Source organism: Roseateles sp. GW821-FHT09H10 (assembly GCF_059415865.1).
Genome location: NZ_JBWKOB010000002.1, coordinates 1463727 through 1486785 on the forward strand (window position 1 = coordinate 1463727; position 23059 = coordinate 1486785).

Here is a 23059-nt window from a genome sequence, read left to right on the forward strand (position 1 = left end):
CGCGCGAGTCTCGGTAGGGCCAGAAAGAAAGCCCCGCAGCGAATCGCCGAGTGGCAGGAACCTACGCTGTCGCAGGCCTGCTCAGGGAGGAAAAGCAGGGTGACGGAACCGAGGCCGCGCCACGGAAGTCAATGTAACAGAGCCAATACCCGGCGACGTCCAGGTTTCCACTGGGCGACCGTCGACGGTGAGCCTTGGCTCAGACGACGAAGACGACGCAGAGGTTCAGCGATCCTGTCCGTCGAATCGAAACATCAGGCAGGCCTACGTTTTCGCCGGTTGATTGGTGACCCCGAACGGGATATGAACCGACGGAACCACTGCGCTAGCGGATTTTAGATGTCCTGACTGGTCATCGAAGAAGATATGTGGCTTCAACACGCCCAAAACCTTTCCCTTTTCGATGCCCCCAAGGAAGAAAGCGTCATTTGCCATGACGCCCCAGCTCTTTAATGTTTTGAGAGCCCTTTCATGTGATGGGGCATTTCTCGCCGTCACGATAGAAACGCGAATTCGATTCTCGTATTCCGGATTCTGCTTCTTGTATGACTCTTCTGCGGACTGAATCTTTGAAATGCGAACCAAGAATTCTTTCAGCGGGCCGGGATGGTGCGGCTGCATAACATTCTTCACTTCGTGGTCGTGGAAGGCGGTTAAGCCAGAAGCCTGCATGACGGTTTCTGATTCGTCACCAGCTAGGACTCCGTCGAAGTCGAATGCGATTCGCAGTGTTTTGTCGTTTTCGTCATCGTATACCTTGGAATCGAGAACGTGGCCGGCTGGGTGTCCTAAGCCGATTGCCGCTTGAACGTCAGGCTTATTTCCTGAAAGGAACAGAGCAATATTCAGTGCAGGAATGTATTCATAGGGCGACCGACCTTGCATAAATATTGCCCTAGTCATTCCCAGGCCATAGTGCTCGATCGTCTTCATCACCCTTAGGCCCGTATCCGGGTCGTTTCGCGAAAGTAGCACTACCTCCACCAGTGGATCTGACTCACTGGGACTCAAGTCATTGAGTGCTAAGAGACGCTTGATGAACGGATACGCAATCCCCGTGGGCAAAGGCACATCAAGATTCTGCTCTTGGTACTTGCGGTACTGCTCTTCGCCCTCGCTCCGAAAAACAGCATCCGACGAGCTGAGGTCGAAAACAGCACTAGACGCGACTCCGATAACAAGACGGTTTTCTAGTTCGTATGCCATTTTTATTTTCAGATCCTTTATCGGACTTTGCTAGTCTGTGTAAAAGCAGCGGGCGCAAACTTGGCGATAACGATCGTTCCCGCCAATTAAAATTTGCTCTCCCTCGCGAACGCGTTTTCCGGAGTCGTCCGTTCGTAAATTCATGGTGGCGCGCTTGCCGCATTCGCAAATGGTTTTTATCTCCTCAATGTCTTCCGCCAGCGTTAGCAGCGCCGCAGACCCAGGGAACGGGTTTCCTTGAAAATCCGAACGTATTGCAAAGCAAATTACTGGAATGCTCTTCTGATGAACCCAACGGTGTAAATCGCGAACCTGATTGAACGATAAAAATTGCGCCTCGTCGATCAGAACGCAGGCTACATCTACGTGTTTAAGCAATTCGCTGAAATCAGTATTTTCGTTGTACGTCATGGCCGGCCTTTTAAGGCCGATACGAGAGGAAATTATTCCTGAGCCGTCCCTGGTGTCTAGAGCCGAAGTGAGAAGCAGCACCTCGCGCCCATTCTCTTCATAGTTGTGGGCGACCTGAAGCAAATACGTGCTCTTGCCGGCATTCATCGCCGAATAACGCAAAAAGAGGCGCGCCATATAAAAATCCTTTCTATGCTCGCCGTTTTTTCATTGCCACGGGAGCAGTCTTCTTCGAGCCAGAGCATGTCTTGCTACATGTGCAGACAACGAAGCATGAGGCTTGCAATTGGCTCATCGCCGGTAGTGAAATGCCCAAGGAGGGTGGAGGGGCGGCCGCGGCTGCGCCGCGGCGAGACTCACCCCGCATGGAGCCCCTGCAAAACTTTGCACTTTAGCCATTCGCAGGTGCTCACAGAGTCGCGTTGTCAGCCAGACGGAGCCGATGCGAGAGCCTCCTTTGAAGGCTTGTTGCTGCCCCAGACCGGCTCAAGCGTATGAGCCGAAGGAGAACTTTGACTTTTCGCAGCACCCAATAATCGCGGCATAACGAAAGAAGAGCTTGGCCATGGGGTCGTTTGAAGCGGATCGGCATTGTCCGCGCAGTCGAACCCCGCGGATCGAGGTCGGGAAAGCCCGCGGTTTCACACTGTTCAGTCAGAAACCTGGGGCTTGCGAGATGGCGCTGTCATCTTCGGCGTGAGTCAATTCATGTTTCGTCCCTGACCTGTCTGAAGAATGAGCAAAGACACCGTCACCGCGGTCCGCCAGGATGGCTTGCGCTATCAGTCCAAGATCGGCGGTTCGCCCTTCCTCGGCAGCGGACATACCCGCTCCTGCTTCAAGTGCGGCAAGCACCGCGCCCCGGCCAGCCTGCAGTCCATCCGGCTGCTCGGCCGCAACGAAGTGGTCTGCAAGCCCAACTGCAAGACCCTGCCCTGAGCTGATCTCCTGCTGACGGGCTGCGCCTGGCGCGCCCTGCGGCCACGACATTGACGCGGCTTGATCGAATGCATAGCATGATATGTATATCGATGAAGCAGGAGGCGCCATGGTCGAGGACGTCGTCAAGGAGCTGGGCCATCTGAGCCTGGGTACCCGGCTCAAGCGCATTGGCGAGACGCTGCAGGCCCAGACCCAGGCGGTGCTGGCCGCGCATGGCTTCGAGCAGCCGGCGGCCTGGTTTCCGCTGCTGGCGGCGCTGGACCGCCTGGGGCCCTTGAGCGTCGGCGAACTGAGCCAGGCGGTCGGCGTCAGCCAGCCCGTGGTCACGCGTTCGCTGAAGGGCCTGGAGGACGAAGGCCTGGTCGGCTCGGAGGCTTCCGACGCGGACCGGCGCGTGCGCCGCATCGGCCTCACCGTCAAGGGCGAGAAGCTGGTGGAGCGGTCCCAGACCGAGGCCTGGCCGGCCATCGAGGCGGCCGTCGCCGAGGCCTGTGCGGGTCTGGAAGGCGATCTGCTGTCCCAGCTCGCGGCGCTGGAAGACGCGCTGATCGAAGCGCCGCTGATGCAGCGGGTGCCGTCATGAGCGAGCTCGACAGACCCGTCTGGGCCAGCCTGCGGCATCAGCCCCATTGGGGCGTCGGTGATGAGCGCGCGCGGCGTTTCAAGGCCGATATCAATCGCTTTGCCGCGACGCCGGATGAGAGCCCGGCCCAGTTGGCCGCCCTGGCCGAACTCGTGAAGCCGGGCGATGACGCCGTCTTCCTGGCCCAGGTACCGCCCATCGTCGTGCCGCCGGGGCTGATGGCCGCGAAGCAGGCGCTGGGCGTGCAGATGATGGCGACGCGCGTCCTCCAGGCCGATGAGGGCCTGGAAGTGCTTGGCGATGCCGACGCCGCCGAGATGCTGGCGCTGGCAACGCTGACCGAGCCCGGCCCTTTCCTGGCGCGGACGCACACCATGGGCCGCTTCATCGGCATCCGCATCGACGGGCGGCTTGCCGCGATGGCCGGCGAGCGCATGCGCTTCCCCGGCCATGTCGAGGTCAGCGGCGTCTGCACCCACCCCGACTTCCGCGGCCGGGGCCTGGCGCGGCGCTTGTCGGCCGCCGTGACGGCCGATATCCAGCGGCGTGGCGGGCAGGCCTTCCTGCACGCCTGGACGACGAACACCGCCGCGATCGCGCTCTACGAAAGCCTGGGCTTCGTCACGCGGGCCACGGTGAACATCGCCGTCCTGAGGAAACGCTGAACGAGCCCTTCGTGCGCAGCGCATCCCTGCTTTGGGCGATCTGTTGCGTTGCAAATACTCGTCGGGTGTTCAACCCGACTCCGTTTTGCGCCTTGCATCTCATCCCAAACCAGGGCGCGCTGCATCACGAGGACTCATTCAACGTTCCCTAGACGCCAGCCAGTTTGACGCTGGGGTCGCTGCTCCAGCCGCCGCCCAAGGCCCGGATCAGCCCGACCGTGGCCTGGTATTGCGCCGAGCGCACCTGCAACGCGGCCCGCTTGTTGGCCAGCTCGCTGCGGCGCGCGTCGAGCAGTTCCAGCTGACTGACCAGGCCGTTGCGATAGCGTGTGTCCGACAGCTTCAGGGCCTGGCTGGCCGCGCTGACGGCGCGGGCATTGGCCTCGCCCTGCTGTTGCAGCAGGGTCAGCGCGCCGAGCTGGTCTTCCACGTCCTTCAGCGCCAGCAGGAACTGCTCGCGGAAGGCGATGGCGCTGCCATCGAGCTGGGCCTTGGCCGCGTTGACACCGGCCTCGCGGCGGCCGCCGTCGAAGATAGGCAGCGCAGCCAAGAGGCCGACGCCCCAGGTGCTGGCGCCGCTCTTCAGCAGATTGGACAACTCGCTGGACACGCCACCGCCCTGGGCGGTCAGCGACAGGCTGGGCCACCAGGCGGCACGCGCCTCGCCGACGCGGGCCTGGGCGGCCTGCAGCTGGCTGCGTGCGGCGGCGAGGTCGGGGCGACGTTGCAGCAGCTCAGATGGCAGGCCGGCGGGCACGATGGGCAGGGCGGTCGCCCAGGCAGTGGGCGCGAGGCGGAAGTTGGAGGCCGGCTCGCCCAGCAGCACGGCCAGCGCAGTTTCCAGCTCCAGGCGGCGGCGGTCCAGGGCCAGGGCCTCGGCTTCGTTGGCGGCCAGCTCGGCACGAACGCGCGCCAGGTCCAGGTCGGCCACGTCGCCGGCGCGGGCGCGCTTCTCGGTCAGGGACAGCGTCTCGCCATAGGCGGCGACGGTGCCGCGCACGATCTCGCGCTCGGCATCCAGCGCACGCAGCGCCAGATAGCCGCGCGCCACATTGGCCTGCACCAGCAGGCGGGCATCGGCCAGCAACTGCTCGCGGGCCTGCACGTCCAGCGATGCGGCATTGCGTTCATGCAGCAGGCGGCCGCCGAGGTCCAGCTCATAGGCCAGGTTCAGGCCTGCGTTGTACTGGTTGATGCCGCGCGCGCCGGGGTCGGCAGCACGGCCGGCACCGGCGGCGATGCCGAGCTGCGGCATGCGCGCAGCCTCGGCACCACCCAGGGCCGCGCGGGCCTGGGCCAGGCGGTTGGCGGCGGCCTGCACGCTGGTATTGGCCGCCATCGCGCGGCCGACGAGGTCGTCCAGCACGGGGTCGGCAAAGGGCTGCCACCAGCTGGCGGTCAGTGCAGCTGCGCCATTTGCGCTGGCCGTCTTGTAGGCATCAGGCGCCTGGGGCAGCTGGGCTGGGTCGACGGTGCCGACCGACGCGCAGCCGGCCAGGACCAGGGCAGCGACCAGAGAAGTCAGAGTCGTTCTCATGATGGGAATCACTTTCCGCGTTGCGGCAGGGCGTCGATGAAGGGCTGCGCAGGGTGGGTGGTGGGCGCGGTGGGCGCTGCCACCACGCCACCGTGGTGGCGCAGCGGCGCATTGCCCGTCAGGCGGCGCACGATGACGTAGAACAAAGGCGTCAGGAACAGGCCGAACAGCGTCACGCCGATCATGCCGGCGAACACCGCGATGCCCATGGCCTGGCGCATCTCGGCGCCGGCGCCGGTGGAGAGCACCAGGGGCAGCACGCCCATGACGAAGGCCATCGACGTCATCAGGATGGGACGCAGCCGCAGCCGCGCCGCCTCCAATGCCGCCTGCATCGGCGTGCGGCCGGCGAACTCCAGCTCGCGGGCGAACTCGACGATCAGGATGGCGTTCTTCGCACTCAAGCCGACCAGCACGATCAAACCGATCTGCGTGAAGACGTTGTTGTCGCCATGGCTGAGGTACACGCCCGTCATCGCCGCCAGCAGGCCCATGGGCACGATGAGCAGGATGGCGATGGGCAGGGTCAGGCTCTCGTACTGGGCGGCCAGCACCAGGAAGACCAGCAGGATGGCCAGCGGGAACACCCAGGCGGCCGAGTTGCCGGCGATCTTTTCCTGGTAGGTCAGGTCGGTCCACTCGTAGCCGATGCCCGGGGGCAGGGTCTCGGCGGCGATGCGCTCGACAGCAGCCTGGGCCTGGCCCGACGAGAAGCCGGGGGCGGCACCGCCGTTGATGTCGGCGGCCAGGAAGCCGTTGTAGCGCATGGCACGCTCGGGGCCGAAGCTGGGCTGGACCTTCATCAGCGCCGACAGCGGCACCATCTCGCCGGTGTTGGAACGCACCTTCAGCGCGCCGATGTCCTCGGCCCGGGCGCGGTAGGCGGCGTCCGCCTGCACGCGGACCGAGTAGGTGCGGCCGAACTTGTTGAAGTCGTTCACATACAGGCTGCCGAGGTAGATCTGCATGGTGTCGAACACGTCCGTCACGGCGACGCCGAGCTGGCGGGCCTTGGTGCGGTCGAGGTCGGCGAACAGCTGCGGCACATTGACCTGGTAGCTCGAGAACAGGCCGGCCAGTTCGGGCGTCTTGTAGGCCTTGGCCATGAAGCCCTTCAGCGCCTGGTCCATGGCCTCGTAGCCGAGGCCGCCGCGGTCCTGCAGCTGCAGCTTGAAGCCACCCGTCGTGCCCAGGCCCTGCACGGGCGGCGGCGGGAACATGACGATGAAGGCGTCCTCGATGGCGCCGTACTGCGCGTTCAGCTTGCCCGCGATGGCGCCGGCCGACAGATCCTTGCTCTTGCGTTCGTCAAAGGGCTTGAGGGTCGCGAAGACGATGCCCGAGCTCGAGCTGTTGGTGAAGCCGTTGATGGACAGGCCGGGGAAGGCCACGGCGTGCTCGACACCCGGCGTCTTCAGCGTGATGTCGGTCATGCGGCGGATGACGTCCTCGGTGCGGTCCAGCGTGGCGCCGTCGGGCAGCTGGGCGAAGCCGATCAGGTATTGCTTGTCCTGGCCGGGCACGAAGCCGCCGGGCACGGCCTTGAACAGGCCGGCCGTCGCCGCGACGAGGGCCAGGTAGACAAGCATCATGATCGTCTTGCGCGACATCAGCGTCTTCACGCCGCTGCCGTACTTGTTGGAGCCGTTGGTGAACAGCTTGTTGAAGCCGCCGAAGAAGCGGCCCAGCACGGCGTCCATGCCGCGGGTCAGCGCATCCTTGGGCGCATCGTGGCCCTTCAGCAGCATGGCGGCCAGCGCCGGCGACAGCGTCAGCGAGTTGATGGCCGAGATCACCGTCGAGATGGCGATGGTCAGCGCGAACTGCTTGTAGAACTGGCCCGTCAGGCCGGTGATGAAGGCCAGCGGCACGAAGACCGAGATCAGCGTCAGCGCGATGGCGATGATGGGGCCGGACACCTCACGCATCGCCTGATAGGTCGCGTCGCGCGGGGAGAGGCCGTTGGCGATGTTGCGCTCGACGTTCTCCACCACCACGATGGCGTCGTCCACGACGATGCCGATGGCCAGCACCAGACCGAACAGGCTCAGCGCATTGATGGAGAAGCCGAAGCCGTGCATGACGGCGAAGGTGCCGATGATGGACACCGGCACGGCCAGCAGCGGGATGATGGAAGCGCGCCAGGTCTGCAGGAACAGGATGACGACCAGCACCACCAGGGCCACGGCTTCCAGCAGCGTGTGGATGACCGACTCGATGGAGGCGCGCACGAACTGCGTCGGGTCGTAGACGATGGTGTAGTCCACGCCTTCGGGCATGGCCGTCTTCAGGTCTTCCATCGCGGCGCGCACATTGGCCGAGATGTCCAGGGCATTGCCGCCCGGGGCCTGGAAGATGGGCACGGCGACGGCTTGCTTGTTGTCCAGCAGCGAGCGCAGCGCGTATTCGCTGGCGCCCAGCTCGACGCGGCCGAGGTCGCGCAGTCGCGTGACGGCGCCTCCTGAGCCGCTCTTGACGATGATGTCGCCGAACTCTTCAGCGGTCTGCAGGCGGCCCTGGGCGTTGACCGACAGCTGCAGGTCGATGCCTGCCAAGCCCGGCGAAGCGCCGACGACGCCGGCGGCGGCCTGCACGTTCTGGCTGCGGATGGCGGCCACGACGTCGCTGGCCGACAGGCCGTGCTCCGCCACCTTCTGCGGGTCCAGCCAGACGCGCATCGCATAGTCGCCCGAGCCGAACATCAGCACCTGGCCCACGCCCGGGATGCGCGCGAGGCGGTCCTTGACGTTGAGCAGCGCGTAGTTGCGCAGATAGGTCATGTCGTAGCGGCCGTTGGGCGAGGTCAGGTGCACGACCATGGTCAGGTCGGGGCTGCTCTTGACCGTCGTCACGCCCAGGCGCTTGACCTCCTCGGGCAGGCGCGCTTCGGCCTGCGAGACGCGGTTCTGCACCAGCTGCTGGGCCTTGTCGGGGTCGGTGCCCAGCTTGAAGCTGACGGTCAGCGTCATCAGGCCGTCGGTGGTCGCCTGGCTGCTCATGTAGAGCATGTCCTCGACGCCGTTGATGGCTTCCTCGAGGGGCGTGGCGACCGTCTCGGCGATGACCTTGGGGTTGGCGCCGGGGTATTGGGCGCGCACGACGACCGAGGGCGGCACGACGTCGGGGTATTCCGAGATCGGCAGCGCGCGGATCGACAGCAGGCCGCCGATGAAGATCAGCAGCGACAGCACGCCCGCAAAGATGGGGCGGTCGATGAAGAATTTGGAGAGATTCATGAGGTGCTCCGGCAGCACGCCGCCCGCAGGCCGGCTGAACCGGCCCGCCAAGCGGGGTTTCTGTGGGGGAAGGGCTTAGGAGTTCTTGGCAGCGGCCTGCTGCGCGGCCAGCTCCGGTTTGGCATCCATGGCGACGTCCTTGGGTGCAAGGACCGAGCCGGGCCTGACGCGCTGCAAGCCGCCGACGACGATGCGCTCGCCGCCCTTGAGGCCGCTGGTCACGACGCGCAGGCCGTTGACGTTGGCGCCGAGGGTCACGCCGCGCCATTCGGCCTGGTTGCCGTCGCCGACGACGATGACATAACGCTTGTCCTGGTCGGTGCCGACGGCGCGCTCATTCACCAGCAGGGCCGGCTCGTTCCTGGCCTGGCCCATGCGCAGCTTGGCGAACTGGCCCGGCAGCAGGCGGCCGTCCTTGTTGTCGAAGACGGCGCGCACGCGCAGGGTGCCGCTCTTGGCGTCGACCTGGTTGTCGACCAATTGCAGACGGCCGGTCAGCGAGTCGGCACCGCCATGGGCCATCTCGACGGGGATCTTCTCCAGACCACGGCGGTCGGCCGGCAGGGCGGCCAGGGCACTGCCGACGATCTTCTCGTCGGCGTCGAAGCTGGCGTAGATGGGGCTGACCGAGACCAGCGTCGTCAGCACCGGAGCACCGGCGCCGGCGGCGACGAGATTGCCCGTCGTCACCTCGATCTTGCCGACGCGGCCGGCCACCGGCGCGCGCACCTGCGTGTAGCCGAGGTTGAGCTGGGCCGTCTGCAGCGCGGCCTGGGCGGCGCGCAGATTGGCGGCGGCCTCGCGAGCGGCGTTGTCGCGTTCATCGAAGTCGCGCTTGGCGACGGCGCGCTCTTCCAGCAGGGCCTTGCTGCGGGCCAGCTCGCTCTGCGTGTAGGTCACGCGTGCCTGGGCGGCGGCCACTTGGGCCTCCACTCGGGCCACGTCGGCCTGGTAGGGCGCGGGGTCGATGGTGACGAGCAGATCACCTGCCTTGACGAGGCTGCCCTCGCGGAAGTGCACGGCCTGCACGGCACCCGACACGCGGGCCCGCACGTCGACGCGGTCCACGGCTTCCAGCCGGCCGGAGAACTCGTTCCAGGCCGAGACCTCCTGGCTGACAACCTGGGCGACGGAGACCGGCGTGGCCTGGGGCGCGCCAGGGCCGGTATTGGCCTGAGCGTTGTGGCTGCCGAATTGGCCGATGCCGACGGCACCCAGGGCCACGAGGGCGGCGGCACCGGCGATAAAGCCGAGGCGGCGGTTGAAGCGAGGAGGGGTGGACTGCATTTCTATTTCTCCCGGGGGGTGGTTCAAGCAGGAAGCGAAAGCGCGCGGCGGGCTGCCTCGCGCAGGAACTCGTGGATGGGATTCAGCGCATAGCCCGGCGCAACGGCCGGCAGCGTCAGGTCCCGGGCGCTGCCGCCGTGCTCGCGCAGGGCGGTGGCGTAGCGGCGCGATTCATCGTTGAGCGGATGGCCGGCGGCGCTGAGGATGAGGGCGGGGGCCAGGCCGGTCAGGCGGCTGGCGTTCAGCGGCACCGCATAGGGGTGGTCGGCGCGGGTGCAGTCACCCAGATAGGCCTGCCAGCCCCTGGCATAGATGCATTCGCAGCCGCCGCATTCGCCTTCGCGCATGGAGGCGCTGCCGAGCTGGGGGTCCAGCATGGGCGAGATCAGCAGCTGGCCGGCGAGGCGGGGCGCGTGCTGGTCGCGTGCCATCAGGGCCAGGGCCGCGGCGATATTGCCGCCGGCTTCCTCGCCGGCGACGAAGAGAGCCGTGTGTGCCGAACCCGTCAGCTTGGCCGGCTTGGCGGCCAGGGCCTGCAGAGCCTCGAAGGCGGCACTCAGGCCGGCGGGGAAGGGGTGCTCGGGCGCGAGGGGGTAGTCCAGGGCGACGACATCGGCACCGGCCTGGGCCAGCATCTCGCCGCGGGCCTGGGTGGCTTCCAGCGAACCGTCGGTGAAGCTGCCGCCATGCAGCCACAGCAGCAGGGCGCGGTCGCCGCCTTCCAGCGGCCGGCGCGCGGCATAGACCTGGGCCATCAGGCCCGGCGCGGGGCCGAGGCGCAAAGTGGCAGGGGAGGCGATCTTGTCCATGGACCGAAAGATAGGGATCAATGGCTTTGGGATAAACGCCCCTTCGGGTGACTCACTTTTCCTTGCCGTGGAACAATGAAGCCATGGACCGACTCACCGCGATGCAAGCCTATGTCCGGGTCGTCGAGGCCGGCACCTTCACCAAGGCGGCCGACTCCCTGGACCTGCCCAAGGCCACCGTCACCCGCCTGATCCAGACCCTGGAAGGCCATCTGCGCACCAAGCTGCTGAACCGCACGACGCGCCGCGTCACGGTGACGCCCGACGGCGCCGCCTATTACGAGCGCGCCATGCGCCTGCTGGGCGACCTGGAGGAGCTGGAAGGCAGCATGAACCAGGCGCGCGTGACGCCGCGCGGCCGCATCCGCATCGACGTGCCGGGCGTGGTGGGCCGCGAGATGATCATTCCCCACCTGCCGGACTTCTACGCCAAGTACCCGGACATCCAGATCGAGCTGGGCGTCAGCGACCGCACGGTGGACCTGATCAGCGACAACATCGACTGCGTCATCCGCGGCGGCGAACTGACCGACCAGAGCCTGGTGGCGAGGCGCATCGGCGAGTTCCGCTTCATCACCTGCGCGACGCCCGAATACCTGCGCCGCCATGGCACGCCGGCCCATCCGCTGGAGCTGACGCAATCGCCCCACCGCATGGTGGGCTATTTCTCGGCGCGCACCGGCAAGGTCATGTCCGACACCTTCCGGCGCGGCGATGAAGAGGTGGAGGTGGTGGGCAACCACATCATTGCGGTCAACGATGCGAATGCCTATCTGAATGCCGGCCTGGCCCATCTGGGCGTGGTGCAGGTGACCTGCTTCATGGCCGGCCCGCTGCTGAAGAGCGGCGAGCTGGTGCGGGTGCTGGAGGACTGGGACGCCGACGCGGTGCCCGTCTATGTGGTCTACCCGCCGAATCGCCACCTCAGCAGCAAGCTGCGGGTCTTCGTTGACTGGGTCGTCGAGCTGATCGGCCGCGAGGCGCTGGGCGGGCTGAAGCTGCGCTGTACGACGAGCTGAGGCTCAGGCCTCGTCGGGCGTGCTGGTGGCCACGAGTGCGGCCGGACCGAAATCGGCAGCGGCGGGCGCCGGGGCGCTGATCGCCAGCAACATGCCCGCCGCCAGCGCTGCGACGGCCGTCGCGGCGGTGATCAGCGTGGAAAAGGATCGGGTGTTCATGGTGACTCTCCTGGTCGGCAACCTCTTGTTGGAATGGGGTGTGCCGATAGGTTGTCACTGTAGGAATTGCGGGCCGCGAGAAAAAGCGGCCTGGACAGAACGGCGAGTTGCTCCAGACGAAACAATCGTCGGCGCGGAAGGAAGACTCCGCGGCAGGGGCTGGAAGCCTCCGGGGCAGGTTTCGACACTGGGTTGGCCTCAACAACCCGGTCAATCATGTCTTCTCGCCGTTGGACTGTCGCTCTCGCCGTTGCCCTGGCCTTGGCGCTCGCATTCGTGGCGTTCGCCGCCAGCGCCCAAGCCTTCGAGCGCTACCTGTCGATGGGCGCCGCGGCAGCGAAGCAGGACGACTGAGGCGCTGCGTCAGTGGCCGTCTTCAACGCTGGGCGAGCGGGGCGCACCGCGGCCTCGCTCTTCCAGCCAGGCCTTGGCCGTCGAGAAATGGCCGCAGCCGATGAAGGGCCGCGGCGGCTTCAGGGCCGACAGCGGCGAGGGGTGGTTGGCCTTCAGCACCAGATGGCCCTGGCGGGCCGCCTCGATCAGCGGTGCCTTGGCCTGGGCATAGCTGCCCCAGAGCATGAAGACCTTGGGGGCGGCGTCTTCGGCAGCTGCCTTGATCAGCGCGTCGGTCAGCACCTCCCAGCCGCGGTTGGCATGGCTGGCGGGCTGGCCGTCTTCCACGGTCAGCACGGCATTCAGCAGCAGCGTGCCGCCTTCGGCCCAGCGCACCAGGCTGCCGTCGGGCGGGAAGGGGCGTCCCAAGTCGCGCTGGATCTCCTTGAAGATATTGCGCAGGCTGGGCGGAAAGGGCACACCGGCCGGCACGCTGAAGGACAGGCCCTCGGCCTGGCCGGGGCCGTGGTACGGGTCCTGGCCCAGGATGACGACGCGGGTCTGGGCCAACGGCGTGAGAGTGAGCGCGCGCAATGGCTGGGGCGGATAGATGGTGGCGCCGGCGGCGGCACGCTCTTCCAGAAAGGCTTCCAGCTTCTGGCCAACGGGCGACGTGGCCCAGGCTTCGACGACGGGACGCCAGTCGGTATCCGGCAGATCGAGAGGCAGCTTCATCCGAACAAGTTTGCCAGCGCTGCGCCCGGATCCGGCGCGCGCATGAAAGCCTCGCCCACCAGGAAGGCATTCACGTTGGCATCGCGCATGCGCTTCACATCGGCCGCGCCGAGGATGCCGGACTCGGTCACCAGCAGGCGGTCGGCCGGTACGCGGGGCAGCAGGCCCAGCGTCGTGTCCAGCGTCACGTCGAAGGTGCGCAGATTGCGGTTGTTGATGCCCACCAGCGGCGTCTTCAGCTGCAGCGCGCGGTCGAGCTCGTCGCCGTCATGCACCTCGACGAGGACGTCCAGGCCGATGGCATGGGCCGCGGCCTCGAGGTCGGCCATCTGCGAGTCGGCCAGGCAGGCGGCGATCAGCAGGATGCAGTCGGCACCCATGGCGCCGGCCTCCATGACCTGGTACTCGTCGACCATGAAGTCCTTGCGCAGCACCGGCAGTTCGCAGGCGGCGCGGGCCTCGCGCAGATAGGCGGCCGAGCCCTGGAAGAAGCGTTCGTCGGTCAGCACGCTCAGGCAGGCAGCGCCGTTGCGGGCATAGCTCTCGGCGATCAGCCCCGGTTGGAAATCCTCGCGCAGCACGCCCTTGCTGGGGCTTGCCTTCTTGATCTCTGCAATGACGGCCGCATGGCCGGCCGCGATGGTGGCGCGCAGCGAGCGCTCGAAGCCCAGCTGCTCACCCTTGCGGGCTTCGGCTTCTTCGCGCTGGGAGGCCAGCGAGCGCCTGGCCTTGGCCGCCGCGATCTCTTCCCACTTGACCTCGACGATGCGGTTCAGGATGTCAGACATGGTGCCCCTCGTTCGGCGAATACGCCGCCCGATCCCCCAAGGGGATGCGGGCCGGCTCGGGAGCGGCCCAGCGCCCGGCCCTCACGCCTTGCCTCCCAGGCCCTGCGTCTGCTTGACGAAGGCATCCAGCTTGGCACGGGCGCCGCCGCTGTCCAGTGCCGCGCGGGCACGCCCGATGCCGTCGGCCAGCGTGGGCGCCACGTTGGCGGCGTACAGCGTCGCGCCGGCGTTCAGCAGCACGATGTCGCGTGCCGGGCCGGGATTGCCGTCGAGCACGCCGATCAGCATCTGGCGCGACTGCTCGGGGTTGTCGACCTTGAGGCTGCGGTTGCTGGCCATGGCCATGCCGAAGTCTTCGGGGTGGATCTCGTACTCGCGCACCGCGCCGTCCTTCAGCTCGCCGACCAGCGTCGTCGCGCCGAGGGAAATCTCGTCCATGCCGTCCTTGCCATAGACGACCAGGGCGTGCTCGGCGCCCAGGCGTTGCAGCACGCGCACTTGGATGCCGACCAGGTCGGGGTGGAAGACGCCCATCAGGATGTTGGGCGCGCCGGCCGGGTTGGTCAGCGGGCCCAGGATGTTGAAGATGGTGCGCACGCCGAGTTCGCGGCGCACCGGCGCGATGTTCTTCATCGCCGGATGGTGGTTGGGCGCGAACATGAAGCCGATGCCGCATTCGTCCAGGCAGGCGGCCACCGCGCGCGGCGCCAGCTGGATGTTGGCGCCCAGCGCCTCCAGCACGTCGGCGCTGCCGGTCTTGCTGCTCACACTCCGGTTGCCATGCTTGGCCACCTGGGCACCGGCGGCCGCGGCGACGAACATCGAGCAGGTCGAGATGTTGAAGCTGTGCGCGCCGTCGCCGCCCGTGCCGACGACGTCGACGAGGTGGGGCAGGGGGCCGAGCGGCACCTTGTTGGACAGCTCGCGCATGACTTGCGCGGCGGCGGTGATCTCGCCGATGGTTTCCTTCTTCACGCGCAGGCCGGTCAGCAGGGCCGACGCGATGACGGGCGACATCTCGCCGGCCATGATGCGGCGCATCAGCGTCAGCATCTCGTCGTGGAAGATCTCGCGGTGCTCGATGACGCGGGTCAGGGCTTCGGTGTCGGTGATGGGCATGTGGGGCCTGCTAGCGCTACGGGAATCGGTGCGAGAGTGTCTGCGCGGGTGCAGGGCTAGGCGGGCGACGCCGCCTGGGCTCATGCCCAGGCCAGGCGCGCAACAACGCCATGCGCCCGCGCAGACACTCTCCCGAAGGGTTGTCACTCAAAAGCCCGCGCGCGGCGTTACGAAGCCTCGCTGGGGGCCGGCCCCAGCTTCGTTTCGCGCCTTGCTCGCGGGCTTTTGAGTGGCAACGCATCCGATCCCCGTAGCGCTAGCAGGCCCCGGCCTCGCGGCGCTGGGGTTCTTGTTGATGCAGGTGGCGGGTGAACAGGTCGCGCGGTGGCGGCGTGTCGATCAGCTTCATCAGCATGCCGACATTGCCGCGGTGGTGGCTGCCATGGTGGATGACATGGGCCAGGATTTCCTCGCGGCTCATGCGGCCGGTGTCGCCGTCGGTGAAGTGAAAGCTCAGCACTTCCTCGAACTGCTCGGGTGCCAACGCGCGAACGTAGTCGATGTACCAGCCGTCTATCTGCTCGACGGAGGCACGCAGTTCGTCCAGCGTCGGCGTGGCTTCGGTATTGCTGGCGGTGAAGCCGTGAGGTTCGCCGCGCAGATGGCCCGCAAAGATGCGGTCCACCGTGTGGATGTGGTTGAGGGTGCGGATGGCGATGTGGCGGTTGTCGGCGGACAAGGGCGCGCCGGCCAGCGCCGCGAAGAACTCGCGGTTGATGGCGGCCTTCTGCTCGTAGAGCGAGATCAGCAGCGTGGATGTCGACACGATCAAGCCTCCGTGAGGAACTCGCGGGCCGCCGCGATGGCATGGTCGACACCGGCGGCATCGACGTCCAGATGGGTCACGAAACGCAGGCCGATCAGGCCGGTGGCCAGCACGCCGCGCGACTTCAGATGCTCCAGCAGGGCCGGCGTGCGGCCGCCGCTGACCTGGGCGAAGACGATATTCGTCTGCGGTGGCGTGACCGTGACACCGGGCAGCGCGGCAAGGCCCTCGGCCAGGCGCCTGGCCAGCGCATGGTCCTGTGCCAGCCGCTCGACGTGATGGGTCAGCGCGTAATCCGCCGCGGCCGCCAGCAGGCCGACCTGGCGCAGGCCGCCACCCACCATCTTGCGCACGCGGTGGGCGCGGGCGATCAGCTCCTTGCTGCCGACCAGCATCGAGCCGATGGGCGCACCCAGGCCCTTGCTGAAGCAGATGGAGACCGAGTCGAAATGGCGCACCAGCTCGCCGACCGTGCGGCCGGAGGCCACGGCCGCGTTGAACAGCCGGGCGCCGTCCAGATGCGTGGCCAGGCCACGCGAATGGGCCAGCTCGCAGGCTTCGGCCACATAGCTGGCGGGCAGCACATTGCCGCTCCAGGTGTTCTCCAAGGCCAGCAGCCGCGTGCGCGCGAAGTGCGGGTCATCGGGCTTGATGGCCGCGGCGATGTCCTCGAGCTTGATCGTGCCGTCGGCCTGGTTGGGCAGGGGCTGGGGCTGGATGCTGCCCAGCACGGCCGCGCCGCCGCCTTCATAGCGATAGGTGTGGGCGAGCTGGCCGACGATGTACTCGTCGCCACGGCCGCAATGCGCCAGCAGGCCGCAGAGGTTGCTCTGCGTGCCGCTGCTCATGAAGAGCGCCGCCTCCTTGCCGAGCAGGGCGGCGACGCGCTCCTGCAGCGCATTGACGGTGGGGTCGTCGCCAAAGACGTCGTCGCCGACCTTGGCGGCCTTGATCGCCTCCAGCATGGCCGGCGTCGGCTTGGTGACGGTGTCGCTGCGCAGGTCGACGATGGCATCGCCACCGTCTCCTGAGGACGGGGCGTAGTCGCTCATGCCTTCAGCTCCAGGAAGTTGCGCAGCATCGCGTGGCCATGTTCGCTGAGGATGGACTCTGGGTGGAATTGCACGCCCTCGCATGGCGTGGCCGAGCCGGCCAGCTCGCGGTGGCGCACGCCCATGATCTCGCCGTCCTCGCTGCGCGAGGTGATCTCCAGCACGGCGGGGCAGCTCGCTTCCTCGATGACGAGGGAGTGATAGCGGATGACTGAGAAATCCTTGGGCAGGCCGGTGTAGACGCCGCGGCCGTCGGTCGTGATGGTGCTGGCCTTGCCGTGCATCTGGCGCTGGGCCCGGATGATCTTGCCGCCCAGGGCCTGGCCCATGGACTGGTGGCCCAGGCAGACGCCCAGCAGCGGCTTCTTGCCGATGAAGTGCTGGATGGCTTCCACGCACACGCCGGCTTCGTTGGGCGTGCAGGGGCCGGGCGAGAAGACGATGTGATCCGGGTTCATCGCCGCCATGTCGGCGACCGTGATCTCGTCGTTGCGCACCACCTTCACGTCGGCGCCCAGTTCACCGAAGTACTGGACGATGTTGAAGGTGAAGCTGTCGTAGTTGTCGATCATCAGCAGCATTTAGAAGCCCTCCTCGACGAGTTCAGCGGCGCGCAGCAAGGCGCGGGCCTTGGCCTCTGTTTCCTGCCATTCCAGCTCGGGGACCGAGTCGGCGACGACGCCAGCCGCCGCCTGCACATACAGCGTGCCGTTCTTGATGATGCCGGTGCGGATGGCGATCGCCAGGTCCATGTCGCCGGCAAAGCTCAGATAGCCGCAGGCGCCGCCGTAGATGCCGCGCTGCACGGGCTCCAGTTCGTCGATGAGCTCCATGGCCCGCACCTTGGGCGCGCCGGTCAACGTGCCGGCCGGGAAGGTGGCCTTGAGCACGTCGAGCTGGCCCACCTCGGGGCGCAACACGCCTTCGACGTTGGAGACGATGTGCATCACATGCGAGTAGCGCTCGATGGTGAAGGCCTGGGTGACCTTGACGCTGCCGGTGCGAGCGATGCGGCCGATGTCGTTGCGGGCCAGGTCGATCAGCATCAGGTGCTCGGCGCGCTCCTTGGGGTCGGCCTGCAGCTCGGCTTCCAGCGCGAGGTCGCGCTCGACAGTCGCGCCGCGCGGGCGGGTGCCGGCCAGCGGGCGGATGGTGACCTTGCGGCTGCCGTCGCCGGCATGCTCCTCGCGCACCAGGATCTCGGGGCTGGCGCCCACGATCTGGAAATCGCCCAGGTCGTAGAAATACATATAGGGGCTGGGGTTCAGCGCCCGCAGCGCCCGGTACAGCGCAATCGGCTCGGCCTTGTAGGGCTTGGAGATGCGCTGGCCCACCTGCACCTGCATCAGGTCGCCGGCGGCGATGTACTCCTTGGCCTTGGCCACGGCCTCCAGGTAGTCCGCCTTGGCGAAGCCGCGCGTGACCGGATGGGCTTCGCTGCGCTGCACGCGGGGCACGCTGACCGAGTAGGTCAGCTTGTCGCGCAGCGCCGAGAGGCGCTTCTTGGCGCGGAAATAGGCCTCGGGCTGGCGCGGGTCGGCCCAGACGATGAGGTAGAGGCGCCCCGACAGGTTGTCGATGACGGCGATTTCCTCGGACAGCAGCAGCACGATGTCCGGCGTGCCCAGGCCCTCGCCCTTGTGGGCATGGTCCAGCTTCTTCTCGATGGCGCGCACGGCCTCATAGCCGAAGTAGCCGGCCAGGCCGCCGCAGAAGCGCGGCAGGCCGGCGGGGATCTTGGGCTTGATGCGCTCCTGGTAGGCCGCGATGAAGTCCAGTGGATTGCCTTCATGCGTCTCGATGATCTGGCCGTCGGTCAGCACCTCGCTGAGGTGGCCGGTGGCCCGGATCAGCGTGCGGGCCGGCAGGCCGATGAAGGAATAGCGCCCGAAACGCTCGCCGCCCACGACGGATTCGAGCAGGAAGCTGTTGCGGCCCTGGCCGGAGCCGGCGCAGAGCTTGAGATACAGGGACAGCGGGGTTTCGAGATCCGCAAAGGCCTCGCTGATCAGCGGGATGCGGTTGTAGCCCTCGGCGGCGAGGCTCTGGAATTCGAGTTCAGTGATCACGTCTCAAACCTTGAAAGACAAGTTTCAGGGCTTGGCGTGCAGCCCGGGGGAAACACGGGCAACGCGGAAAATGCGCGTCAGGGCGCGCCAAGCGACATCAGGCCAGGGTTGACCAGCGACGCCAGGGCCAGGCTCCCCGGTCGCTCGACCCCGTGATGTACTTCCGCGTGATGAACATGATCGAACCAGTGTATCAGCGGGTTTTTGGGCATGTCAGGCCATACTTCGGTTCACGAAGATGCCGCCATCGCGGCACGACAACGGAGCGAGACATGCGCGCATTCATCGTCGCGGCCCTGGTGGCCGCGGGCAGTCTGAGTGGGGGGAGCGCCTGGGCCCAGGCGGTCGAGGTGAGCAATGTGAAGTATGAGCAGGCCGTCGACATCGCCGGCCAGAAGTTGCAGCTCAACGGTGCCGGCACACGCTACAAGTTCGTCGTCAAGGTCTACACGGCGGGTTTGTACCTGACGCAAAAGGCCAGCACGACGGCCGAGGTGCTGGCCGCACCCGGCCCCAAGCGCATCCACATCTCGATGCTGCGCGAGATCGACGGCAACGAGCTGGGCAAGCTCTTCACCAAGGGCATGGAGGACAACGCGCCGCGCGACGAGTTCGTCAAGTCCATCAACGGCGTGCTCAAGCTCAGCGAGGTCTTCGCCAGCCGCAAGCAGCTCAACACCGGCGACAGCTTCTCGGTCGACTATGTGCCCGGCATCGGCTCCACGCTGCTGCTCAACGGCAAGCCGCTGATGAACGAGCCCATCAAGGAGCCGGAGTTCTTCACCTGCCTGCTGCGCATCTGGCTGGGCGAGAAGCCCGCCGACGCGGCACTGAAGGACGCCCTGCTGGGTATCAAGAAGGCGCGTCGGGGTAGCTGACCACCCCTCGCCCAGTCTTGCTTCGGCTGAACGCCGGCAAGCCTGATCGGTCCCCCGAGGGGACGGCGATGCTTGCGGCGTTGAGCCGCAAGCACATCGCCTTAGGCGGGCCGGCTAGGGAGCGGCCCGGCGCTCGGCCCGCAGCAACGCGATGAGCCGGGCTAGCCGAACGTGATCTCGTCCAGCCGGCCCAGATGCTGCAAGGCCGGCACGGCGCGGATGTCCTCGCCATGGTTGTAGCCATAGGTCATCAGCACCAGGGGGCAGCCCGCCGCGCGGGCCGCCTCGGCGTCGTTGCGCGAGTCGCCGACCATCCAGGTGGATGACGGCGCCGTCCCCAGGGCCTCGCAGGTCTTGAGCAGGGGCAGCGGATCGGGTTTCTTGCGCTCGAAATCGTCGCCGCCGAAGACATGGCGGAAATAACCGTCCAGGCCTTTGCGTCGCAGCAGTTCGCGAGCCGGCGCGCCGGGCTTGTTGGTCAGCACGGCCAAGGGCAGGCCCAGAGACTGCAGCGCCTGCAACCCTTCGATGACGCCCGGGTAGATCGCCGCGTGTTCGCCGTTGATGGCCGCGTAATGCTGCTGGTAGAGCGGCCAGGCGCGGTCGAACAGCTCGGGCGCGCCGCCCACATGGGCCAGCGTCGTGCGCACCAGGTGCTCGCTGCCGCGGCCGATCGTGTGCTCGATGAAGTCGCGCGTGACGGGCGGCAGGCCCAGGTCGGACAGCACCCGGCCCAGCACGGCGACAAAGTCGCCCAGGGTGTCGATCAGCGTGCCGTCGAGGTCGAGGATCAGGGCCTGGGGCGGCTGGGATGGGGGCATGGCATGCAATGGCGGGGAGATCCCCGCCATTGTCATGGTCAGGACGTCAGCATCAGATAGTCCGCCGTGTAGGGCACCTTTTCCACGGCCCCTGCGTCGGCCACGCCGCAGGCGCGTTGGGGCGCGGCACCGCCCTGGGTGTTGATGCGCTGGATGGCCGTCACGCCGGAGAAGCGGCCGCTGGTGCCGACGGAGTTGGCGCTCAGCAGCAGCCAGGGGATGGCGCCGGGCTGGGCGGCGTCGGCCTTGACCTGCACGGCGCCGCGCACGCGGCTGCCATCGGCGGCTTGCCAGTGCGGGCCGGCATCGTGGCTGCCGATCTGCCGGCCGCTGGCGTCGAACAGCGCCGCCTCGGGAGCGGTGAACTGCCAGGCGCCTGCCCGGCATTCATAGACCTGCACGCCGCGGGCGCTGATGCGCTCGACCACCTTGGCGCCGGCCGGGGCCGCGAGGGCCACCGGCACGCCGGCATCGACCGGCGCTGTGGCGATGCGCTGCGCCGCCAGGGCGCCGACGCGCCGGCCCATGTCCAGGCCGACCTGGGTGGACGTGCGGTAGTGGATGCCGGCCCAGATGCGTGCCAGCGAGACTTCCTCGGTGAAGGCTTCCACCGAAGTCCAGCGATGCGTGGCGCCATTGGCCGTGGGGCTGCTGGTCGACAGCTCGGGCAGGCGCCTGTCCCTGGCGTCGGCCTTCAGCACTTCGCCCAGGGAGGCCGCCAGCACGCTGTGGGCACTGGGGTATTCCGGATGCATGGGGGTGTCGATCAGCGGCGACCAGCCGGCCTCGATGGCGGTGTCCTCGCGGCCGTCGCGATCGCCATTGCGCACGGCCGTGACGGGGCGCCAGAAGCCGTAGTGGTACTTGGCGTCCATGATGGCGATGAGACCGTCGTCCATGGCCTGGGCCGCGGCGGCGAGCAACTGGGCGTTCTGCGCGGGGCTGCGGCCGGGCGCGTCGGCCACGGAGCGCAGCACGCCGAAGTAGATCGGCGGCAGCGAGAACTCCCAGAACTTGGCGATCTCGGTCTGGGCCGCCGTGCGCTGGGTGCTGGTCTTGCCGCCCAGGGTCCTGACTTCGTTGAAGTCGCGGGCCCAGGCCTCGCTGTCCAGGGCCGGCGGCGGGCCAGGGCGGAACTGCGCGCCGTCTTTCATCAGCCAGGGCTTGCGCTGGCCCCATTGCGGCGTGGCCACCGGCGCTGTCGGCACGTACTGGCCGGCGGCGGCATGCGGGCGGTAGACATCCTTGGCCGCCACGCCGTCGGTGGCCCGCCAGGCCAGCACGCGGCGGGCAGCGTGTTCGCCGGTGGCGGCGCCCTCCAGCACCGCGGGGGCGTTGCCCAGCTTGTCCATGGCCTTGCCGTAGGCAGTGTTGATGTCGGCCTCCAGCTGGGGCATCAGCTGCAGCAGCGCGGTGCGATTGGCGGCGGCGACGGCCGCGTCGGTGCTGGCCTGCAGGCGCTGGGCGTCGGCGACGGCCTCATGGACGGCGGTCTGCACGATGGCCATGGTGCGCACGGCGGGCGGCGTGCCCATGCGGGACTGGATCAGCAGCTCGCCGGCAGTGAAGTTCCAGCTCGTGACGACATCGGCATGTGCCGGAAGGGCTGCTGCGAGAGCCGCCAGGGTGCAAATCGAGAAACAGGTTTTCATGATGGGGATGTGGATTGGCCATGCGGCGGCCGGACCCGGTGCCCGGGCCGCACGGCGGTTCAATGGAAGATCAGGCCACCTTGACGACGATCTCGGCGTATTCGCTGGGCACGACCAGGCCGCGTCCGGCGCCGATGTCGTGCTCGCGGGTCAGCGCGAGGATGTCCTTTTCCAGCGCCGCGCCGGCTTCGGCATCCAGGGCCGCGAAGGCCTTGTGCGTGGGACCGTAGAAGGTCTTGAACACCTGCAGGAAGTGCTCGGCCGAGCGGTAGCGGAAGTTGAAGTGCTTGCGCACCACCTGGAGATCGCTGGCCGAGGGGCCGAACAGGGCCGTGATGTGGGGCTCGGACCCCCACAGCGCCGGCGAGCGCAGGCCGGCGGGCGGCGGCAGATGCTTGCCCAGGGTCTTGAACAGCTGGCCGATGAAGCCCTCGGGCGTCCAGTTGGCCAGCGCGATGCGGCCACCCGGCTTGACGACCCGCAGCATCTCGCGCGCCGACGTGGCGTGGTCGGGCGCAAACATGACGCCGAAGGTCGACATGACGACATCGAAGCCACCGGCCTCGAAGGGCAGGGCCTCGACGTCGGCCACCTCGAAATGCACAGCCAGGCCTTCGGCCTCGGCGCGCCGGTGGCCCTTGTCGAGCAGGGCGCCCACATAGTCGGTGGACGTCACGCGGGCGTAGCGGCGCGCGGCGGCCAGCGTCGCGTTGCCATTGCCGGCGGCCACGTCGAGCACGAGCTCGTCGGCGCGCACATCGGCGGCTTCGGCCAGTTGCTCGCCGACGATCTGCAGCGTGGTGCCGACGACGGCGTAGTCACCGCTGGCCCAGGTGGCCTGCTGGCGTTGCTTGATGGCGGCATAGTCGGGGCTTGCCGGGGTGGGGGTGGTGTTCATGACATTTCCTTGGTGGTGAAGAAGACCCGACTTCGTGTGCATCGGTGCCGCTATGGTTCGTTTTTGCGGCTTTTCGCGCTTCACCCGGCGTCGC

23 protein-coding genes are annotated in these 23059 nt (G+C 67.3%); 6 read left to right on the forward strand and 17 right to left on the reverse strand.

Annotation, left to right across the window (positions count from 1 at the left end):
* Nucleotides 1-264: 264 nt before the first annotated feature.
* Both AC07OY_RS14890 and AC07OY_RS14895 read right to left on the reverse strand, forming a co-directional pair.
* Nucleotides 265-1206 (reverse strand): 5'-nucleotidase, encoded by a 942-nt coding sequence (locus tag AC07OY_RS14890; protein WP_495043375.1) that lies wholly within the window; start codon nucleotides 1204-1206, stop codon nucleotides 265-267.
* A gap of 30 nt (nucleotides 1207-1236) precedes the next feature.
* On the reverse strand, nucleotides 1237-1794 hold the full coding sequence (locus AC07OY_RS14895; protein WP_495043376.1) for a thymidine kinase: 558 nt from the start codon (nucleotides 1792-1794) through the stop codon (nucleotides 1237-1239).
* A gap of 558 nt (nucleotides 1795-2352) precedes the next feature.
* Here AC07OY_RS14895 and AC07OY_RS14900 point away from each other — a divergent pair.
* From AC07OY_RS14900 to AC07OY_RS14910, 3 genes are all read left to right on the forward strand, one after another.
* Complete coding sequence (locus tag AC07OY_RS14900; RefSeq protein WP_056266871.1) at nucleotides 2353-2556, forward strand: hypothetical protein; 204 nt, start codon at nucleotides 2353-2355, stop codon at nucleotides 2554-2556.
* A 109-nt stretch (nucleotides 2557-2665) separates the two neighbouring features.
* On the forward strand, nucleotides 2666-3142 hold the full coding sequence (locus AC07OY_RS14905) for a MarR family winged helix-turn-helix transcriptional regulator (RefSeq protein WP_495043377.1): 477 nt from the start codon (nucleotides 2666-2668) through the stop codon (nucleotides 3140-3142).
* Nucleotides 3139-3807, forward strand: coding sequence for a GNAT family N-acetyltransferase (locus AC07OY_RS14910; protein WP_495043378.1), 669 nt, complete (start codon nucleotides 3139-3141; stop codon nucleotides 3805-3807). The genes AC07OY_RS14905 and AC07OY_RS14910 overlap by 4 nt, the downstream gene beginning before the upstream one ends.
* A 148-nt stretch (nucleotides 3808-3955) precedes the next feature.
* On the opposite strand, the gene AC07OY_RS14915 is transcribed toward AC07OY_RS14910, so the two are convergent.
* The 4 genes from AC07OY_RS14915 to AC07OY_RS14930 form a co-directional block, all read right to left on the reverse strand.
* Complete coding sequence (locus AC07OY_RS14915) at nucleotides 3956-5344, reverse strand: efflux transporter outer membrane subunit (protein ID WP_495043379.1); 1389 nt, start codon at nucleotides 5342-5344, stop codon at nucleotides 3956-3958.
* A gap of 8 nt (nucleotides 5345-5352) precedes the next feature.
* Nucleotides 5353-8580, reverse strand: coding sequence for an efflux RND transporter permease subunit (locus tag AC07OY_RS14920; RefSeq protein WP_495043380.1), 3228 nt, complete (start codon nucleotides 8578-8580; stop codon nucleotides 5353-5355).
* A gap of 75 nt (nucleotides 8581-8655) precedes the next feature.
* Nucleotides 8656-9867 (reverse strand): efflux RND transporter periplasmic adaptor subunit, encoded by a 1212-nt coding sequence (locus AC07OY_RS14925; protein ID WP_495043381.1) that lies wholly within the window; start codon nucleotides 9865-9867, stop codon nucleotides 8656-8658.
* A 23-nt stretch (nucleotides 9868-9890) separates the two neighbouring features.
* On the reverse strand, nucleotides 9891-10676 hold the full coding sequence (locus AC07OY_RS14930) for an alpha/beta hydrolase (RefSeq protein WP_495043382.1): 786 nt from the start codon (nucleotides 10674-10676) through the stop codon (nucleotides 9891-9893).
* A gap of 83 nt (nucleotides 10677-10759) precedes the next feature.
* Between AC07OY_RS14930 and AC07OY_RS14935 the strand changes: the two genes are divergently transcribed.
* On the forward strand, nucleotides 10760-11695 hold the full coding sequence (locus AC07OY_RS14935; protein ID WP_495043383.1) for a LysR family transcriptional regulator: 936 nt from the start codon (nucleotides 10760-10762) through the stop codon (nucleotides 11693-11695).
* A gap of 3 nt (nucleotides 11696-11698) precedes the next feature.
* Here AC07OY_RS14935 and AC07OY_RS14940 read toward each other — a convergent pair whose 3' ends face one another.
* Nucleotides 11699-11854: a hypothetical protein gene (locus AC07OY_RS14940; protein WP_495043384.1), complete on the reverse strand. Its 156-nt coding sequence runs from the start codon at nucleotides 11852-11854 to the stop codon at nucleotides 11699-11701.
* 216 nt (nucleotides 11855-12070) lie between these two features.
* Here AC07OY_RS14940 and AC07OY_RS14945 point away from each other — a divergent pair, with 216 nt between their 5' ends.
* Entirely contained in the window at nucleotides 12071-12208 is a 138-nt protein-coding gene (locus AC07OY_RS14945; RefSeq protein WP_495043385.1) for a hypothetical protein, read from the forward strand.
* A 9-nt stretch (nucleotides 12209-12217) separates the two neighbouring features.
* Here the strand turns inward: AC07OY_RS14945 and AC07OY_RS14950 are convergent, their stop codons facing one another.
* The 7 genes from AC07OY_RS14950 to trpE all read right to left on the reverse strand — a co-directional run bounded on the left by AC07OY_RS14950 (nucleotide 12218) and on the right by trpE (nucleotide 18716).
* The gene (locus AC07OY_RS14950; RefSeq protein ID WP_495043386.1) at nucleotides 12218-12922 is read right to left on the reverse strand and encodes a uracil-DNA glycosylase; all 705 of its coding nucleotides are present in this window, start codon (nucleotides 12920-12922) and stop codon (nucleotides 12218-12220) included.
* Nucleotides 12919-13710, reverse strand: a complete 792-nt coding sequence (gene trpC / locus AC07OY_RS14955) for an indole-3-glycerol phosphate synthase TrpC (protein ID WP_495043387.1) — start codon at nucleotides 13708-13710, stop codon at nucleotides 12919-12921. Before trpC ends, AC07OY_RS14950 begins: the two co-directional genes overlap by 4 nt.
* A gap of 81 nt (nucleotides 13711-13791) precedes the next feature.
* Nucleotides 13792-14829: an anthranilate phosphoribosyltransferase gene (trpD, locus tag AC07OY_RS14960; protein WP_495043388.1), complete on the reverse strand. Its 1038-nt coding sequence runs from the start codon at nucleotides 14827-14829 to the stop codon at nucleotides 13792-13794.
* Nucleotides 14830-15085: 256 nt separating this feature from the next.
* Nucleotides 15086-15595 (reverse strand): DinB family protein, encoded by a 510-nt coding sequence (locus AC07OY_RS14965; RefSeq protein ID WP_495043389.1) that lies wholly within the window; start codon nucleotides 15593-15595, stop codon nucleotides 15086-15088.
* 2 nt (nucleotides 15596-15597) lie between these two features.
* Complete coding sequence (gene ltaE, locus AC07OY_RS14970; protein WP_495043390.1) at nucleotides 15598-16647, reverse strand: low-specificity L-threonine aldolase; 1050 nt, start codon at nucleotides 16645-16647, stop codon at nucleotides 15598-15600.
* Nucleotides 16644-17228 (reverse strand): anthranilate synthase component II, encoded by a 585-nt coding sequence (locus AC07OY_RS14975; RefSeq protein WP_495043391.1) that lies wholly within the window; start codon nucleotides 17226-17228, stop codon nucleotides 16644-16646. Before AC07OY_RS14975 ends, ltaE begins: the two co-directional genes overlap by 4 nt.
* A complete protein-coding gene (gene trpE / locus AC07OY_RS14980) occupies nucleotides 17229-18716 on the reverse strand; it encodes an anthranilate synthase component I (protein WP_495043392.1) in 1488 nt (495 codons plus the stop codon).
* 272 nt (nucleotides 18717-18988) lie between these two features.
* Between trpE and AC07OY_RS14985 the strand changes: the two genes are divergently transcribed.
* A complete protein-coding gene (locus tag AC07OY_RS14985) occupies nucleotides 18989-19594 on the forward strand; it encodes a chalcone isomerase family protein (RefSeq protein ID WP_495043393.1) in 606 nt (201 codons plus the stop codon).
* Nucleotides 19595-19755: 161 nt separating this feature from the next.
* Here AC07OY_RS14985 and gph read toward each other — a convergent pair whose 3' ends face one another.
* The 3 genes from gph to AC07OY_RS15000 all read right to left on the reverse strand — a co-directional run bounded on the left by gph (nucleotide 19756) and on the right by AC07OY_RS15000 (nucleotide 22965).
* Nucleotides 19756-20415: a phosphoglycolate phosphatase gene (gph, locus tag AC07OY_RS14990; protein WP_495043394.1), complete on the reverse strand. Its 660-nt coding sequence runs from the start codon at nucleotides 20413-20415 to the stop codon at nucleotides 19756-19758.
* A gap of 38 nt (nucleotides 20416-20453) precedes the next feature.
* Nucleotides 20454-22067, reverse strand: coding sequence for a DUF3455 domain-containing protein (locus AC07OY_RS14995; RefSeq protein WP_495043395.1), 1614 nt, complete (start codon nucleotides 22065-22067; stop codon nucleotides 20454-20456).
* Nucleotides 22068-22137: 70 nt separating this feature from the next.
* On the reverse strand, nucleotides 22138-22965 hold the full coding sequence (locus tag AC07OY_RS15000; RefSeq protein WP_495043396.1) for a class I SAM-dependent methyltransferase: 828 nt from the start codon (nucleotides 22963-22965) through the stop codon (nucleotides 22138-22140).
* Nucleotides 22966-23059: the final 94 nt, after the last annotated feature.

Excerpts from the sequence above, each read along its gene's own strand:
- AC07OY_RS14925 (WP_495043381.1), bottom strand. The coding sequence starts at position 9,867 with ATGCAGTCCACCCCTCCTCGCTTCAACCGCCGCCTCGGCTTTATCGCC.
- trpC (WP_495043387.1), bottom strand. The coding sequence starts at position 13,710 with ATGTCTGACATCCTGAACCGCATCGTCGAGGTCAAGTGGGAAGAGATC.
- AC07OY_RS14900 (WP_056266871.1), top strand. The coding sequence starts at position 2,353 with ATGAGCAAAGACACCGTCACCGCGGTCCGCCAGGATGGCTTGCGCTAT.
- AC07OY_RS14985 (WP_495043393.1), top strand. The coding sequence starts at position 18,989 with ATGCGCGCATTCATCGTCGCGGCCCTGGTGGCCGCGGGCAGTCTGAGT.
- AC07OY_RS14935 (WP_495043383.1), top strand. The coding sequence starts at position 10,760 with ATGGACCGACTCACCGCGATGCAAGCCTATGTCCGGGTCGTCGAGGCC.
- gph (WP_495043394.1), bottom strand. The coding sequence starts at position 20,415 with ATGCCCCCATCCCAGCCGCCCCAGGCCCTGATCCTCGACCTCGACGGC.
- AC07OY_RS14975 (WP_495043391.1), bottom strand. The coding sequence starts at position 17,228 with ATGCTGCTGATGATCGACAACTACGACAGCTTCACCTTCAACATCGTC.
- AC07OY_RS14905 (WP_495043377.1), top strand. The coding sequence starts at position 2,666 with ATGGTCGAGGACGTCGTCAAGGAGCTGGGCCATCTGAGCCTGGGTACC.
- AC07OY_RS14890 (WP_495043375.1), bottom strand. The coding sequence starts at position 1,206 with ATGGCATACGAACTAGAAAACCGTCTTGTTATCGGAGTCGCGTCTAGT.
- AC07OY_RS14920 (WP_495043380.1), bottom strand. The coding sequence starts at position 8,580 with ATGAATCTCTCCAAATTCTTCATCGACCGCCCCATCTTTGCGGGCGTG.
- AC07OY_RS14940 (WP_495043384.1), bottom strand. The coding sequence starts at position 11,854 with ATGAACACCCGATCCTTTTCCACGCTGATCACCGCCGCGACGGCCGTC.
- AC07OY_RS14995 (WP_495043395.1), bottom strand. The coding sequence starts at position 22,067 with ATGAAAACCTGTTTCTCGATTTGCACCCTGGCGGCTCTCGCAGCAGCC.
- AC07OY_RS14950 (WP_495043386.1), bottom strand. The coding sequence starts at position 12,922 with ATGAAGCTGCCTCTCGATCTGCCGGATACCGACTGGCGTCCCGTCGTC.
- AC07OY_RS14930 (WP_495043382.1), bottom strand. The coding sequence starts at position 10,676 with ATGGACAAGATCGCCTCCCCTGCCACTTTGCGCCTCGGCCCCGCGCCG.
- trpD (WP_495043388.1), bottom strand. The coding sequence starts at position 14,829 with ATGCCCATCACCGACACCGAAGCCCTGACCCGCGTCATCGAGCACCGC.
- AC07OY_RS14915 (WP_495043379.1), bottom strand. The coding sequence starts at position 5,344 with ATGAGAACGACTCTGACTTCTCTGGTCGCTGCCCTGGTCCTGGCCGGC.
- ltaE (WP_495043390.1), bottom strand. The coding sequence starts at position 16,647 with ATGAGCGACTACGCCCCGTCCTCAGGAGACGGTGGCGATGCCATCGTC.
- AC07OY_RS14945 (WP_495043385.1), top strand. The coding sequence starts at position 12,071 with ATGTCTTCTCGCCGTTGGACTGTCGCTCTCGCCGTTGCCCTGGCCTTG.
- AC07OY_RS14910 (WP_495043378.1), top strand. The coding sequence starts at position 3,139 with ATGAGCGAGCTCGACAGACCCGTCTGGGCCAGCCTGCGGCATCAGCCC.
- AC07OY_RS14895 (WP_495043376.1), bottom strand. The coding sequence starts at position 1,794 with ATGGCGCGCCTCTTTTTGCGTTATTCGGCGATGAATGCCGGCAAGAGC.
- AC07OY_RS15000 (WP_495043396.1), bottom strand. The coding sequence starts at position 22,965 with ATGAACACCACCCCCACCCCGGCAAGCCCCGACTATGCCGCCATCAAG.